Source organism: Oleiagrimonas citrea (assembly GCF_012395255.1).
Classification (GTDB): domain Bacteria; phylum Pseudomonadota; class Gammaproteobacteria; order Xanthomonadales; family Rhodanobacteraceae; genus Oleiagrimonas; species Oleiagrimonas citrea.
The window spans coordinates 268,109-282,849 of record NZ_JAAZQD010000003.1; the positions used below are offsets into that span (position 1 = coordinate 268,109).

General features: G+C 64.6%; 16 protein-coding genes, 2 tRNA genes and 1 other RNA gene. 10 read left to right on the forward strand and 9 right to left on the reverse strand.

From position 1 onward, the window contains the following. The first annotated feature begins 67 nt into the window (after positions 1–67). Positions 68–1,978 carry a SurA N-terminal domain-containing protein gene (locus HF690_RS08345; RefSeq protein ID WP_168609115.1) on the forward strand — a complete coding sequence of 637 codons (1,911 nt, stop codon included), beginning with the start codon at positions 68–70 and terminating at the stop codon, positions 1,976–1,978. 110 nt (positions 1,979–2,088) lie between these two features. On the opposite strand, the gene HF690_RS08350 is transcribed toward HF690_RS08345, so the two are convergent. From HF690_RS08350 to gloB, 3 genes are all read right to left on the reverse strand, one after another. Then, on the reverse strand, positions 2,089–2,871 hold the full coding sequence (locus tag HF690_RS08350; protein ID WP_113064647.1) for an enoyl-ACP reductase FabI: 783 nt from the start codon (positions 2,869–2,871) through the stop codon (positions 2,089–2,091). Between the two features lie 91 nt (positions 2,872–2,962). Further along, positions 2,963–4,096 (reverse strand): LysM peptidoglycan-binding domain-containing protein, encoded by a 1,134-nt coding sequence (locus tag HF690_RS08355; RefSeq protein ID WP_240151688.1) that lies wholly within the window; start codon positions 4,094–4,096, stop codon positions 2,963–2,965. Beyond that, complete coding sequence (gloB, locus tag HF690_RS08360) at positions 4,093–4,857, reverse strand: hydroxyacylglutathione hydrolase (RefSeq protein ID WP_168609116.1); 765 nt, start codon at positions 4,855–4,857, stop codon at positions 4,093–4,095. The genes HF690_RS08355 and gloB overlap by 4 nt, the downstream gene beginning before the upstream one ends. 164 nt (positions 4,858–5,021) lie before the next feature. Here gloB and HF690_RS08365 point away from each other — a divergent pair, with 164 nt between their 5' ends. Genes HF690_RS08365 through dnaQ form a run of 3 tightly spaced genes read left to right on the forward strand, consistent with a single transcriptional unit; the run spans position 5,022 to position 6,836 of the window. Then, positions 5,022–5,669, forward strand: coding sequence for a class I SAM-dependent methyltransferase (locus tag HF690_RS08365; protein WP_168609117.1), 648 nt, complete (start codon positions 5,022–5,024; stop codon positions 5,667–5,669). Continuing rightward, entirely contained in the window at positions 5,666–6,124 is a 459-nt protein-coding gene (gene rnhA, locus HF690_RS08370) for a ribonuclease HI (RefSeq protein WP_113064650.1), read from the forward strand. Before HF690_RS08365 ends, rnhA begins: the two co-directional genes overlap by 4 nt. Before the next feature lie 10 nt (positions 6,125–6,134). Then, positions 6,135–6,836, forward strand: a complete 702-nt coding sequence (gene dnaQ, locus HF690_RS08375) for a DNA polymerase III subunit epsilon (RefSeq protein ID WP_168609118.1) — start codon at positions 6,135–6,137, stop codon at positions 6,834–6,836. A 98-nt stretch (positions 6,837–6,934) separates the two neighbouring features. On the opposite strand, the gene HF690_RS08380 is transcribed toward dnaQ, so the two are convergent. The 5 genes from HF690_RS08380 to HF690_RS08400 form a co-directional block, all read right to left on the reverse strand. Beyond that, the gene (locus tag HF690_RS08380; protein WP_168609119.1) at positions 6,935–7,645 is read right to left on the reverse strand and encodes a PP2C family protein-serine/threonine phosphatase; all 711 of its coding nucleotides are present in this window, start codon (positions 7,643–7,645) and stop codon (positions 6,935–6,937) included. Positions 7,646–7,781: 136 nt separating this feature from the next. Continuing rightward, positions 7,782–8,180: a hypothetical protein gene (locus tag HF690_RS08385; RefSeq protein ID WP_168609120.1), complete on the reverse strand. Its 399-nt coding sequence runs from the start codon at positions 8,178–8,180 to the stop codon at positions 7,782–7,784. Positions 8,181–8,270: 90 nt separating this feature from the next. Beyond that, a tRNA-Ser gene (locus HF690_RS08390) sits at positions 8,271–8,363 on the reverse strand. Between the two features lie 87 nt (positions 8,364–8,450). Then, entirely contained in the window at positions 8,451–9,209 is a 759-nt protein-coding gene (locus tag HF690_RS08395) for an MBL fold metallo-hydrolase (protein WP_168609121.1), read from the reverse strand. After that, positions 9,206–9,946: a 3-deoxy-D-manno-octulosonic acid kinase gene (locus HF690_RS08400; protein ID WP_168609122.1), complete on the reverse strand. Its 741-nt coding sequence runs from the start codon at positions 9,944–9,946 to the stop codon at positions 9,206–9,208. The genes HF690_RS08395 and HF690_RS08400 overlap by 4 nt, the downstream gene beginning before the upstream one ends. Positions 9,947–10,009: 63 nt before the next feature. On the opposite strand from HF690_RS08400, the gene HF690_RS08405 reads away from it, so the two are divergent. Beyond that, entirely contained in the window at positions 10,010–11,065 is a 1,056-nt protein-coding gene (locus HF690_RS08405) for a glycosyltransferase family 9 protein (RefSeq protein WP_168609328.1), read from the forward strand. Positions 11,066–11,089: 24 nt separating this feature from the next. On the opposite strand, the gene HF690_RS08410 is transcribed toward HF690_RS08405, so the two are convergent. Then, complete coding sequence (locus tag HF690_RS08410) at positions 11,090–11,485, reverse strand: DUF6165 family protein (RefSeq protein WP_168609123.1); 396 nt, start codon at positions 11,483–11,485, stop codon at positions 11,090–11,092. 125 nt (positions 11,486–11,610) lie between these two features. Between HF690_RS08410 and HF690_RS08415 the strand changes: the two genes are divergently transcribed. From HF690_RS08415 to recR, 5 genes are all read left to right on the forward strand, one after another. Further along, a tRNA-Ser gene (locus tag HF690_RS08415) sits at positions 11,611–11,701 on the forward strand. A gap of 85 nt (positions 11,702–11,786) precedes the next feature. Then, positions 11,787–11,883, forward strand: an RNA gene (gene ffs, locus HF690_RS08420) — signal recognition particle sRNA small type. Positions 11,884–11,986: 103 nt separating this feature from the next. Beyond that, positions 11,987–13,678, forward strand: a complete 1,692-nt coding sequence (dnaX, locus tag HF690_RS08425) for a DNA polymerase III subunit gamma/tau (protein WP_168609124.1) — start codon at positions 11,987–11,989, stop codon at positions 13,676–13,678. A gap of 46 nt (positions 13,679–13,724) precedes the next feature. Continuing rightward, positions 13,725–14,048 carry a YbaB/EbfC family nucleoid-associated protein gene (locus tag HF690_RS08430; RefSeq protein WP_113064659.1) on the forward strand — a complete coding sequence of 108 codons (324 nt, stop codon included), beginning with the start codon at positions 13,725–13,727 and terminating at the stop codon, positions 14,046–14,048. 88 nt (positions 14,049–14,136) lie between these two features. Further along, the gene (recR, locus tag HF690_RS08435; protein ID WP_113064660.1) at positions 14,137–14,739 is read left to right on the forward strand and encodes a recombination mediator RecR; all 603 of its coding nucleotides are present in this window, start codon (positions 14,137–14,139) and stop codon (positions 14,737–14,739) included. Positions 14,740–14,741: the final 2 nt, after the last annotated feature.

Genomic DNA, 14,741 nt, shown 5'->3' on the forward strand with positions numbered 1-14,741 from the left:
GGCGCCTGCGAGGCGCCCTTGATTTTTCCGTCTGTCGAGACACGGCCCTGACCAGCGGTACAGATCCATGCTGCAGAACCTGCGCGAAAAACTTCACGGATGGCCCGCCATCATTCTGTTCGGGGCGCTGGCCCTGTTGCTGGCGAGTTTCGGATTGATCGGTTATGTGAGCCAGCAGGCCGACACCTTCGTCGCCAAGGTCGGCAAGCACGAGATCTCACAGCGCGACTACCAGGACCGCATGAACGCCCTGCGACGTCAGGCCACGGCGACCCAGGGGGCGAATTTCGATCCCTCCTACTTCGACAAGCCCGAAGTGAAACAGCAGGTGCTGGAGGCTCTCATCAAGCAGCAACTGCTGCTGCAGGCCAATGACGAACTCGGCTTGAAGGTGACCAACGCGCAGTTGCGCGACGAGATCGCCAACGATCCCAATTTCCAGGTGGACGGCAAATTCAACGCCGACACCTACACGGCTATCCTGAACAACAACGGCATGACGCCGCAGATGTATCAGGATCGCGTACGCTCCTCCCTGGCGACGAGCCTGCTGCCCAACGCGATCACCCATTCGGAGGTGATCACCAGTGCCGACGTCGATCGCTACGTGAGCCTGCAGACCCAAAAGCGTGATCTGCGCTATGTCGTTCTGCCGCGTCCCGCTTTGACCGACAGCACGGTCAGCGACAAGGAGATCGCGGACTGGTACGCGAAGCACAAGTCCGATTTCATGACCAAGGAGAGGGTCTCGGTCAATTACATCGAATTGAGCACGGATGACGTCAAGGCCGACAGCACGCCGGACGAAGATGCGTTGCGTCAGCGCTACGAGCGTGAGAAGAATCGATACCAGGAACCCGAACAGCGTCTGGTTTCCCACATTCTCGTCAGTGTGCCCAAGAACGCCACGCCTGCGCAGCAGAAGGCCGCGCTGGCCAAGGCCGATTCCATCTACAAGCAGGCGGAATCGGGCGTCGACTTCGCCAAGTTGGCGAAGAAGTATTCCGACGATCTGGGTTCCAAGAGCGATGGCGGCAGCCTGGGCTGGATCGAGCGCGGCGTGACCAACAAGGCCTTCGAAGACGCCTTGTTCTCCATGAAGAAAGGGCAGATCTCCAAGCCCGTGCTGTCGCCCGAGGGCTATCACATCATCGATCTTCGCGGCGTCCGGGCTGGCAAGGTGAAGCCGTTCAGCGAAGTGCGTGATCAGCTCGCGAAGGAAATGGAGCAGGGCGATCTGGAGCGCAAGTACAGCGAGCTTGCCGGCAAGCTGACCGACAAGGTCTATGCCGATCCCAGTTCGTTGACGCCGGTGGCGCAGGAGCTGGGGCTGAAGGTCCAGCATACCGATCTGTTCACGCGTGAAGGCACCAAGCAAGGCATCGCCTCGAATCCGAAGGTGGTCAAGGCCGCGTTCTCCGATCAGGTGCTGGTGCAGGGCAATACCTCCGATGCGATCGACTTGGGATCCAACCACATGGTTGTCGTGCACGTGCGCAAGCACGAGCCGTCGAAGCTGCAGCCTCTGGACAAGGTGAGCGGGCAGATCCGTGCCGATATTCTGGCTCAGCGCGTGGCCGAGGCCGCCAAGGCGCAGGCTGCCAAGCTGCTGGCTGAGGTGAGCAAGAATCAGGATATGTCCAAGGCGGTATCCGGGCTGGGCGTCGCCGTGCAGCCGCTGAAGGGAGCAGAGCGAACTCAAAAGGGCGTGCCGCAGAAACTTCTGGATGAAGCGTTCCGCATGCCGCACCCGAGCAAGAACGCCTCCAGCTATGCCAGCGTCGATCTCGGCAACGGCAGCTATGCGCTGGTGCGCCTCGATGCAGTGCATCCGGGCGATCCGTCGAAGATTCCCGAGGCGGTCCGGAACATGCTGCGTCAGCGCATGGCGCAGGCGTACGCGACCACGGAAACCAATGCGTTCATCGATGTTCTGCGTAAGAACACCAAGATCGAGACCGTCAAGAGCCGTATGTAAGTCTGGAATAATCTCGGGTTATTCCGGAAGCCTAATCAGCATTTCGGAAGCCAAGAAAAAGGGCCGCACAAGCGGCCCTTTTTCTTGGCTATAGAAGTGGCTAACCGGGTTCAGATGCCGGTCATGCCCAGCGTGCTGTATCCGGCGTCAACGTAGGTGATTTCACCGGTGATGCCCGAAGCCAGATCCGAGCACAGGAAGGCGGCGGCATTGCCGACGTCCTCGGTGGTCACGCTGCGGCGCAGCGGCGCGTTTTCCTCGACGTGGTCGAGCATCTTGCGGAAGTTACCGATGCCGGCCGCGGCCAGCGTCTTGATCGGGCCGGCCGAGATGGCGTTCACGCGCGTGCCCTCGGGGCCGAGGTTGTAGGCCAGGTAGCGCACGTTGGCTTCCAGGCTGGCCTTGGCCAGGCCCATGACGTTGTAGTTGTTCAGCGCGCGCACGGCGCCCAGGTAGCTCAACGTCAGGATCGCGCTGCCACGGTCCTTCATCATCGGACGGGCGGCCTTGGCCAGTGCCGCCAGGCTGTAGCTGGAGATGTCGTGCGCGATGGTGAAGTTCTCGCGCGTGAGGTTGTCCAGATACTGGCCCTGCAGCGCTTCGCGCGGCGCGAAGCCGACCGAATGAACGAGAATGTCGAAACCGTCCCAGTGCTGGCCCAGTTCCTTGAACACATTGTCGATTTGCGCGTCGTCGGCGACGTCGCAGGGCACGACGATGTTGGAGCCGAACTCCTGTGCGGCTTCCTCGACGCGGCTCTTCAGTCGGTCGTTCTGGTAGGTGAAGGCGAGTTGCGCACCCTCGCGATGCATCGCGTTGGCAATGCCCCAGGCGATGGACCGCTGACTGGCGATGCCGACGATCAGGGCACGCTTGCCGTGCAGGAATCCCATGGCTCCTCCGAATACGTTGTTGAGGCCCGTTTGAAACGGACGGGAATGGCAAGTTTAACCGAGGTTGGGGTCCTGAGCGTATCCGTTCGGTTCAGTTCGTGCGGTCGATCATCAGTACCTGTCCAGGTCTGAGTATCCCGCCGTGCAAGTGGTTGAGTTCGCGAAGTCGATGGATGCTGACGCCATGGCGATGTGCGATCTTCCACAGCGAGTCGCCGGCCATGACGGTGTAGGTAGTCGGCTGACGGGGGACGCGACCGTCGGCCACGGCATGGTGCAGACGTTGTGCCGCGGTCGCCGGCAACAGCACGCGCCAGGGGCCGTTGATCGGCATGCGCCCGTGCAGATAGGCCGCATTCAGTGCGCGCACGCGTTTGAGCGGGGTGCCGGACGCATGCGCCACGTCCTTCAGAAGGGTCGGTCCGGTCAGCGTTACGACACGCAGTTGTTGCGCGGCTGGCAGATCGGGCAACTGCACGTGGAATCGTTGCGGTTCGCGGATCACGCAGGCGATGGCCAGCAACTTGGTCAGGTGTTCGCGGGTGGTACGTGTGACGGCGAGATCCGGAATGACCGGCTCGGCCGGTGCGGGGCCTGCGCTGTGCAGGCGGCGGATGCGGTACTCGCCGGCGTTGTAGGCCATGTCGACCAGTCGCCAGTCCTGCCAGCGCTGGCCGTAGCCGTAGAGCAGCTTCATGACGGCGGCCGGGGTGCGGGTGCGATCAAGCCGGCCGTCGTAGTCGCGCTTGATCGGCAACCCCATCGCACGGGCCGTGATGGGCATGATCTGCCACATGCCGGCCGGGCGGCCGCCGCGGGGTGGGTAGGCCCGGTAGCGACTCTCCACCCATGGCAGCAGACTGAACTCGGCGGGTACCCCGGCTTTGCTTGCGGCCTGGTCGATGTAGGCGATGGTGGGGGTGACCGATTTCAGGTAGCGCTCGAAACGGTGCGGATGGCGTGTGAAACGATGCGCCCAGACGAGGATCTGTGGATCGGCATCGCAGCCCGGCATGGCGAAGCGCCCGCGCATGTGCGACCACAGGGTCGGCGGCGCAGCGGGCGTGAGTGTCTCGGGTGCACGGGTGGGTGATTCTGCCGTCGACGTGGCGGGTGCGGGGCGGGGCGACGGAGAAGGCATCGAGGGTCTGGGAGCCTGCGTGCTGCAGGCCGCGAGCAGCGACAGCAGCACGCAAGCTGCCGACAGGCGCAAGCTGGCGTTCATGCAGTGAAGTGATCCTTGGCGTGACGCAGGGCGGCAAAGCGCTGCACGCGGTCGTCGTCAATGCCCTGAGCTTGTGCCCAGGCCTTGATGGACGGCGTATCGCTGCGCAGGAACGGATTGCAGGCACATTCGTCGCGGAGCGGAACAGGAAGCGTCGGCCGCCCTGCCTCGCGCAGACGTTCGACTTCCTCGCTGCGCCGCGCCAGGTCGATATTGTGCGGATCCACGCTGCGGGCGAACGCGGCATTGGCCTGGGTGTATTCGTGCGCACAACAGACCTGTGTCTCGCCGGGCAAGGCGCGTAGGCGGTCCAGGGAGGTCAGCATCTGCGCGGGTGTGCCCTCGAACAGTCGGCCGCATCCCAGGCTGAACAGGGTGTCGCCGCAGAACAGCAGGCCGTGACCGTAATAGGCGACATGGCTGCGGGTATGACCGGGGATTTCGATTACCTCGAAGCACATGTTCAGAGCGGGAATGTTCACCGTGTCGCCGTCTTGCACGTGCTGGCTCGCACAGGTGATGCGTTCATCGTGCGGCGCGTGGACCGGAACCGGCTGCGTGGCGAGAAGCGCTTCGACACCGCCGATGTGATCGGCGTGGTGGTGCGTGAGCAGAATGGCCTGCAGCTTCAGTCCCTCGGCATCCAGTATGCGCTGAACGGGCGGCGCCTCGCCTGGATCGATCACGATGGCCTGGCCAGCTTCGTCGGAGAGCAACCAGATGTAGTTGTCGCGCAGGGCTGGAATGAGGCGTAATGACATGAAAACACGATGGTTCGGGCCGAATGCACGACTATAGCAGTGCGTTCCGATGACGCGCAGGGCGCTTCCATGCGCAGTCATGTCCAGTACACTAGCGGCGATGCATTTGATCGATATGGACCCCGATGCCCGTCCCCGAACAGGTCCTGTACGCCACGACCGCCATGCGCGCCCTGTTGCGGGCGGAAGAGGCTCTGTTGCGTGCATCCGTGCCGGCGCGTGCGGGCAGCTATGGTCTGTATCTGGGCATGCGTGATGGGGGCCGCGTTTGCGCCGAAAGCGCGGCACACTGGGTCCGTCTTCATTGTGACAACGAGCTGTGGCGCGGTTCGCTTCACGCCCGCCGTGACGAGGCGCTGCCGTTCGCGGAAGGAGCGTTCTCGGTAGTGGTCATCAGTCATGCGCAGCAATTCGGCGGTCACTCTCAGGCGCTTCTGCACGAGGCTGCGCGGGTGACGGCGCCGGGCGGAACGCTCGCCCTGAGTGGCATGCATCCATTCAGCGCGTGGGCGCCCTGGCTGTCATGGTGCATGCGTGGCGCAAGCCAGTCTCTGCAACTGCGTGCTCCGCTGCACTGGACGCGCTGTGTCGTCGAGCAGGGCTTCAAGGTGCAGGGCATCCACCGTTTCGGACGGATACTCCCGCGCGGCGAGGCGGTGCAGGGCATGGGTTCCGAACAGCTTGGCGGCGGCTACCTTGTGGTCGCCCGCAAACATCCAGCGGCGGCAACGCCCCTCCGATTCGCGCGGTTGCCCGAGCGCGTACGCGGGACAGGATCCTTGGCACCGGGCGCGCATCGGGAGTGCGCATGAGCGGCATGCCGCAAACGCAAGTGGAGATCTTCACGGATGGCGCCTGCCTGGGCAATCCGGGACCGGGTGGATGGGCCGCGCTGCTGCGCAACGGCGAGGTCGAGAAGCTGCTCGATGGCGGCGAGCCTGACACGACGAACAATCGCATGGAGCTGATGGCGGCGATCGCCGGTCTCGAGGCGCTGAAACGCCCCTGCCACGTGACCCTGACCACCGACTCGCGGTATGTCATGCAGGGCATCGAGGAGTGGGTGCCGCGCTGGCGCGCGAACGGCTGGCGCACGGCTGGCCGCAAGCCGGTGAAGAATCAGGATCTGTGGCAGCGCCTGGTCGCGGCCAGCGAGCCGCACCGGATCCGCTGGAAATGGGTGCGCGGGCATTCCGGCCATGCCGAGAACGAGCGCGTGGACGATGCCGCACGTCAGCAGGCCGAGGCGCTGAAGGTGCGCGCGTGAGGGAAACGCTATGAGACAGATCGCTCTCGATACCGAAACCACCGGCCTGGAAGTGCAACAGGGACATCGCGTCATCGAAATCGGCGCGGTGCAGATTCTGGAGCGACGCGTCACGCGGCATACGTTCCACACGTATCTGAACCCCGATCGTGCGATCGACGAAGGGGCGCGCGAAGTCACCGGCATCGCCGATGAATTCCTGCTCGACAAGCCGCGTTTCCACGAAGTGGTGGATGACTTCCTCGCTTTCATCGAGGGGGCCGAACTGATCATCCACAACGCGGCGTTCGACGTCGGCTTCCTGAATGCCGAACTGAAGCGCGCCGGATCGCAGTACGGCAGCATTGCCGATCATGCCCAGGTGCTCGACACGTTGCAGATGGCGCGAGACCGCTATCCGGGGCAGCGCAACAACCTGGATGCCTTGTGTCGCCGCCTGGGCGTGGACAACACACATCGTGATCTGCACGGTGGTCTGCTCGATGCGCAGTTGCTGGCCGATGTCTATCTGGCCATGACTTCGGGGCAGGTGGCGCTGGATCTCGGGTTCGGCGCCAACGATCCGTCATCGAGCGGCCCATCGCTGGACGAGATCGCGCCTTTGCTCAAGCGCCCTCGCGTGCTTCGCGCCACGGCCGATGAACAAGCGGCCCACGAAGCGCGCCTGGATGCGCTCGACAAGAGTGCAGGCGGCTGCGTCTGGCGACGTTAGAGGAGACTCTGAAGCGGCTGCCCGTTTTGTCTTGCCGATCGGCGGAGCAGTCGATCCCGAGCGGGATGGCGCGGAAGTCCTGAAGCTGAGCCGAGGAGTCAGTTGTGCGCGATGCGCACCAGGAGCGCGGTGATGTTGTCGCGGCCTCCCGCCTGCAAGGCGTCCAGAATCAACTGATCGACACATTCCTGGGCCGCGAGGTCCGTGCGCTGCAGGCATTGCGCTAGCTGCTCGTCGTCCAGTTCCTCGGTCAGCCCGTCGCTACACAGCAGAAAACTGCCGCTGCCGTGCAGGTCACCGCGGCGCGACTCGATCTGCAGGTCGTCGGGGGCGGTCACGCCGAGCGCCTGGGTCACCACGTTGCGGCGCGGGTCACGACGAGCCTCTTCTTCGTCGATCAGGCCCTCGTCGATCTTCTCCTGCACCGCCGAGTGATCATGCGAGAGGCGCTGCAGCAGGCCATCGGCGAACAAGTAGATGCGGCTGTCACCGACCCAGGCCGCATGATAGTTCGCTTTTTCAAGACGCAGCAGCGCAATGGTGGTGCCCATCGGCTGCCCTTCGCTGCAGTATTCGGGATGCGCGATCAGAGTCTTGTCGGCCTGTCGGATCGCATGGTCCGGGTCGGCGTCGTGATGCAGGTCGTCGACGATGGAGTCACGTGCCAGGGCCGCGGCCAGTGCGCCATGGTGGTGGCCGCCCAGCCCGTCCGCGACCAGGAATACGCCGGATGCGGGGTCGGCGTAGTACGTGTCCTCATTGCGCGTGCGACGCAATCCGACGTGCGTGGCGTGTCCGAATTCGATCATGGGCGAATGGCGGCCGAGGGTGGGGGGGCAGGTGATGTTCGCAGCGTGGGTCTGAATGTATCGCATACGAGAGGGACCGGCTTGCGCCGGCCCCCGATCACTTCGTCTCCACGTATCGAGACCGAAGGCGTCTGCTTCAGTCCTTGAACGGAAGCGCGTGCTCGGTCTGTGCGGCGCTTCGTTGCGTGGAGTTGACGCATTGATCGTATTGAAACTCGCAATAACTCGGGCTGTAGCCCGCAGTGAGGCACAGGTTCAGCTGTTCGCCGCACGAGCTCGGCGGTGCGGCGTGCAGTGTCCGTCCCGGCAGAGCCAAAGCCGCCGCAGCCATGAAACCCGTGAGAAGCATAGTGCGCATGTGCATGATTTTCTCCTTAAAAAAAAGCACAACCCCCTGCTGTTCGATCGTATCAGCGCATGTTTTCCCTGGCCACTGATGGGTGAGTGATGTGCCAGGTGGTCGATGGCCCTTCGGCGCTGTGCCGTCGTCTGGACGAAACAGCACGACAGGGATGGAGCGGTGGATTTCGCTCAAGTCGACATCTGCAGCGTCAGCGACGGAGTCGATGGAGTCTTGCCTGCGGCACAAAAGCGAAACGCCCCGAGCGGGGCGTTTCGAAAGATCTGGCGGAGAGGGAGGGATTCGAACCCTCGATACGGGTATAAGCCGTATACACACTTTCCAGGCGTGCTCCTTAAGCCACTCGGACACCTCTCCGGAACGACCGTCACAGCGGACGCGCGACGGCCAAGAGGCGGAAGAATACAGGCACTGCGGCTGGCAGACAAGCCGACAGCGTGGATTTCAGCCGCTGTCCGGGTGTGGCGAATCGGGCGTCGGAAGTTCGATGGCCTGACCGGGCTCGACCACGGCGAAGCCGCGTGCGCGCAATGCCTCGCCGTCCTGCGCCGAACTGTAGTGATAAAGCAGCATCCGTTCGCGCAGATCGGCCGTGTATTCGCGTTCGATGTCGTCCACGCCGGAATGCGAAGGATTGCCGTGCAAGCTGCAATCGTGCGCGATGGGACCGCCATGCGACGCGACACTTTCGAGCACTTCCGGGATCGGCCGGGTATCTCCGGTGAAGGTGAAGCATCCGCGCAGGTGAAGGCCGTACGAGGTGCCCGGGCGGTGGTGACGGGTCGGGAATACGTCGAACCAGAGCCCCTCGTGCCAGAACCCGCGCGAGCAGGGCGTCAGGCGGAAGGCATCCCAGTAGTTGCTGCCGCCCTCTGCGGCGACGTTCGGGTAGTCGGCGACGCGTCCCTGCAGCAGCGGGACCAGTGACGCATGGGTGTAGATGATCGGTTCGGGGAAGCGTTCTTCGCCAAAGCGGATGCGTGTGAAAAGCGCCTCCATGCCGCCGACGTGGTCCATGTGTACGTGCGTGATGTACAGCGCCTCTGGCGCGACGCCGTAGGTTTCCCAGTAGCGTGGCACCACGTCCGGACCGCAGTCGATCAACAGGATCGGCTTGCCGTCGCGCTCGAGTACGGCCGCGGAGCTGCCCAGTGCCGACAATTCGGCCGCACCGGTGCCGAGGAAGCGCAGTGTCCAGTTCATTCGGTCGTCTCCCGTTCCCATGCCGAAGCATAGGCGTGCATGAGCGGCGTCCAGCATTCCTGCTCGAAGGCGGCTTCACCATCCCGTGCCGCGCCCAGTTTCACCAGTGAACGCCGCAGGCGCTGCAGGTTGGACTGCCGCCAGCCCGAAGCGGGACGGCGCAGTTCACCGCGATCGAAGTCGATAAGATACAGCCCTTCGGGCGCGACCAGCACATTGTGCGCATTCAGGTCTGCGTGCCACACGCCGTGGCGGTGGAAGCGCGCGACCAGGCGCCCGGTCTCTGCGGCCAGCGCGGTGTCCAGACGGCCTTCGGCGAGACAGGCGGCGAGGGTGCTGGCGCCTTCGATCTGCCGCGTGATGAGGTCGGCCGTGTAGTACATGCCGTAGCGCTGGTAGCGCGCGGCGACCGGCTGCGGCACCGGAAGGTCGAGCGCAGACATGTGCACCAGCAGACGGAATTCGGCGAAGCTTCGTGTGCGTTCGCGTCCGTTCCACAGGTAGCGGTCGCCGAGCAGCCGGGCAACCATGCCGCCCCGATGGAAATGGCGCAGCACGCAGGGACCGATGGGCGTGTCCACGAAACAGGCTGACGCACGACCGCCGCCGCGGGCGCGCAGACGACTGGCACGCTCCCAGGCATCGGGATCGAACCACGCGTGTCCGACTTGTGGAGCAAGGTCCGCGTCGAACACAATCGTGCCGACGGCGTCGGAATGAATGCGTGCGTCAGTCATGTTCTCGCTTTTCGTACGGCACGATACGTGCCGCCCTGGATACCTGTGCAGTCTATCAACTCGATGACCGATCGCGACGCCATTCGCCACCTCTGCCTGCTCCGTACGTCCGCCATCGGCGATGTCACGCATGTCGTGCCGTTGGTGCATCGCCTGCGCGCACATTTCCCGGGTGCGTCGCTGACATGGATCATCGGCAAGCTGGAACATCGACTCGTCGGCGATCTTCCCGGCGTGGAATTCGTGGTGTTCGACAAGGCGAGAGGCTGGGCCGGCATGCGGGCCGTGCGCAAGGCGTTGGGCGGGCGCCGCTTCGACGCGCTGCTGCACATGCAGGTGGCGCTGCGCTCGAACCTGCTGAGCACGCTGGTGCAGGCCGACCGACGCATCGGATACGACCGCGCGCGTTCGCGCGACCTGCACGGCCTGTTCGTGCATGAACGCATTCCGGCCCGACGCGGCGAACACGCGCTGGATGCGATCGGCAGCTTCGCGGAACCGCTGGGTGTGCCGCGCGGTTCGGTGCAGTGGGACATCCCGGTTCCGGAAGAGGCGCGCGAGTGGGCGCGCGAGCAGATCCCGATCACCGCGCCGACCCTGGTGGTCAGTCCGAGTTCCAGTCACCCGTTGCGCAACTGGCGCGCCGAGCGCTATGCCGCGGTCATCGACCATGCCGCCGCGCGCGGCCTGCGCGTGCTGCTGACGGGCGGCCCGTCGGTGGCGGAGCGGGCGATGGCCGACGCCATCCTCGTCGCCTGCCGCTCGCAGCCGGTCGATCTGACCGGCCGGGACACGCTCAAGCGTGCGCTGGCGCTGTTCTCGCGCGCGGACATGGTGCTGACGCCGGACTCCGGTCCCATGCATATGGCCAACGCCGTGGGCACGCCGGTAATCGGGCTGCATGCGGCCAGCAACCCGGCGCGATCGGGGCCTTACTCGGATCGCCGCTGGTGCGTGGACCGCTATGACGACGCGGCGCGCCATTTCCTGCACAAGTCGGTGCGCGACCTGCGTTGGGGCACCAAGATCGAGCGTCCCGGCGTGATGGACCTGATCGGCGTGACCGACGTCATCGAGCGCATGGAGGCGCTGATGAAGCATCTCGGCATCGGTCGCTGAGCGGGCTGAGCGACGTGGAGTGCTTCAGGAGCGATAGTCCTGGTAGGACTTCTCTTCGACCAGCTGCGAACCCAGTTTCAGGTTGATTTCGCGCTTGATGGCCGCGCGCTCGTCGTTGCGGAAGTACACCGAGCGGGCCAGTTCGACGAATTCGTCGTCGAAGGCCTGGGCCTTTTCCTTCACGCGAATCGCGTCCTCGATGTCCCACAGCGCCTCATTGACGGCCTTCAGACGCGCGCGCTCGTCGCGGATGTCCGTCGCGGAGGCATCGTCGTTGTTCCAGGTGGCCTCCAGCATGTCCAGTTCGGTGCGCACGTTGGCCACCTTGGCCGCATCGGCGATGCGCTCGGACTTGATCTGCAGAATGGTGATCTTGTCGATCAGTTCGCCATGGGAAACCGGTACCTGGATCAGGCTCATGGAAAGGGTCCTGTGCGGGAAATGTCGCAAGGATAGCAGCGCGGTCTTTCATGGTGCTTGCGGGCCATAAGTCGTCAACGTATCATTGCCGGCTCGCGCAGCCCGATGGTTGCGCGGTCGACCGTGGAGAGGTGGCAGAGTGGTCGAATGCGCCGGATTCGAAATCCGGTATACGGGTCTCCCGTATCGAGGGTTCGAATCCCTCCCTCTCCGCCACGTTCGTCGGCTCGAGCCGCGAACGTAACATTCGGAACGTTCGTCTTTGCCTCAGCAAATTCGCCGGTTCCGCCTATGGTGGCCCTGTTGGTCCCCCCGCGACGATACTTCGCAAATCCCGCCAGGTCCGGAAGGAAGCAACGGTAGTGGAGGATTCGGGTGCCGGGGTGTGGCTGGCAGGGTCGCCACCTTTTCAGCCCCCCGAAATGCATCCGTAGCGTTCCCGTGCTGACTTGCGCGGTGCGAGTTGGCACAATCGGTATCTGCTTCCCGACGGTCTCCGGCATGACGTATCAGGTACTGGCCCGCAAGTGGCGTCCACGCCGATTCACCGAACTGGTGGGTCAGGAGCACGTGGTTCGCGCTCTGTCCAACGCGCTCGACACCGGGCGCACGCATCATGCCTATCTGTTCACCGGCACGCGCGGCGTGGGCAAGACCACCATCGCGCGCATCTTCGCCAAGTCGCTGAACTGCGAACAGGGTCAGTCAGCCGATCCATGCGGGCAGTGCGCCATCTGCACCGCCGTCGACGAGGGGCGCTTCGTCGACCTGCTGGAAATCGACGCGGCCAGCAATACTGGTGTCGACGATGTGCGCGAGGTGATCGAGAACGCGCAATACGCGCCGACGCGCGGTCGCTTCAAGGTCTATCTGGTCGATGAGGTGCACATGCTTTCCAAGAGTGCCTTCAACGCCTTGCTGAAGACGCTGGAAGAGCCGCCGCCGCACGTGAAGTTCCTGCTCGCCACCACTGATCCGCAGAAACTCCCGGTGACGGTGTTGTCGCGCTGTCTCAAGTTCAATCTGAAGCGTCTGCTGCCGGACCAGATCAGCGGTCAGATGCAGCACATCCTCGAGGCCGAGGGCGTGGAGCACGATCCCGTATCCATCGGCGAATTGGCGCGTGCCGCCGACGGTTCGATGCGCGACGGCTTGTCGCTGCTCGACCAGGCTCTGGCCTACGGCGGCGGCGTGCTGAAGGCCGACGACGTGCGCGCCATGCTCGGCAGCGTCGAACGCAGTCAGGTGATGGGGCTACTGGAGGCGCTGGCCGCCAGCGATGGCGAGGCGTTGATGCGGCAGAGCGCGCAGATCGCCTCGTTCTCGCCTGATTTCGGCGGCGTGCTGAACGATCTGGCCGGCGTGCTGCATCGCATCCAGCTGCGCCAGTTGGTGCCGTCGCTGGAGGCCGATGCCGAAGCCGGCGACGACGATGCGGCACTGGCCACGTTGGCGCAGCAACTCGATCCGCAGGATGTGCAGCTCTATTACCAGTTCGCGACCCAGGGCGGGCGTGAACTGAATCTGGCCCCGGATGCGCGTACGGGGTTCGAGATGGCCCTGTTGCGCATGCTGGCCTTCGGTCCGTCTTCGGAGGGAAGTGCCGGACCCGAAGCCGGTGGGGCCGGGCGTCGCGCGGCATCGGCGGCACCGCGTTCCGCGCCGTCCACGCCATCTTCCGCTCCGAGGCAAGCCTCGGTCGCACCGTCCGCTGTCCCGGCGCCTGCGCCGCAAGCGCCGCCACCGGCCGTGCGCGAACCCGCGCCGCCGCCCGTCGCCGCTGCGCCGGTCTCGCTCGGTCAGGATGGACTTCCGGACTGGGAACAGCTGATCGAACGCGCCGAGCTGCGCGGTCCGATGCGGGCGCTGGCCATCAACGCGCGCATCCGCAGTTTCGAGAACGACACGCTGGAGCTGCTGCTCGATAGCAATCATGCCGAGCTGGCAGTGGAGCCGATGACCGGGCAGATGGCCGAGCGCATCAGCGATGCGATGGGTCGCCGTGTTCGTTTGCGCTTCGTCGGCAGCGCCGAAGGCGTCGGCGACACGCCGGCGACCCGCGCCGAAGCCCAGCGTCGCGAACAGCAGAGCGCCGCCGAGCAGTCCATGCAGGACGATCCGCTGGTGCAGACCCTGAAACGCGAATTCGGCGCCCGCGTGGTGCCGCAGTCGGTGCGCCCGCTGGACGGCTGAAGGCCGCCGCTGCACCGCCCCTTACAACGAACGAGAGGTCCAGAACATGCGAGGACAGATCGGCCAGCTGATGCAGCAGGCCCAGCAGATGCAGGAAAAGATGAAGCGCGCGCAGGAAGAGATCGCGCAGATGGAGGTCACCGGCAGCGCTGGCGGTGGTCTGGTCAACGTGACCATGAGCGGCTCGCATGAAGTGCGCCGCGTGCAGATCGACCGCAAGCTGTTCGCCGACGATCCGGAGATGGCCGAGGATCTGGTCGCCGCGGCGACCAACGATGCCGTCAACAAGGTGTCCGAGCTGAGCAAGGAAAAGATGAGCGGCATGACAGCCGGCATGAATCTTCCGCCGGGCATGAAGCTGCCGTTCTGATGATTCGGATGCCGTTTGCCACCTGCTGCGCGCGGCTTGTGTCGAGCGCTGCGAGTACGGATCGTCTTCCGGCTTTCGGGAGCCGCGCATGAGTGCGAGTTCGCCTCTGCTGGCCGAATTGGTCGACGCGTTGCGCTGCCTGCCCGGCGTGGGCGGCAAGAGCGCGCAGCGCATGGCCATTCAACTGCTCGAGCGCGACCGTTCCGGCGGTCGGCGTCTGGCCTCGGCGCTGGAGCAGGCCATGGAGCACATCGGCAATTGTTCGCGCTGCCGGAATTTCAGCGAGGACGAAGTGTGCGCCGTATGCGCCAACGCGGCGCGCGATCCACACATCCTGTGCGTGGTCGAGTCGCCCAGCGATCTGGCCGCCATTGAACAGGCCACCGGCTATCGCGGGCAGTATTTCGTGCTGTTGGGCCGCCTGTCGCCGTTGGACGGTACGGGACCGGAAGAACTCGGTCTGCACACGCTGGCCGCGCGACTGGAAGAGGGCGAGATCAGCGAAATGGTCATCGCCACGAACCCCACTGTCGAAGGCGAGGCCACCGCGCACTATCTGGGCAAGCTGGCCAGCGCCGCGGGCATTCGGGCCACGCGTCTGGCGCATGGCGTGCCGTTGGGCGGCGAGCTGGAGTACGTCGACCGCAGCACGCTGGCGCATGCCTTCGGCGGCCGTCAGGCCGTGGACTGAAA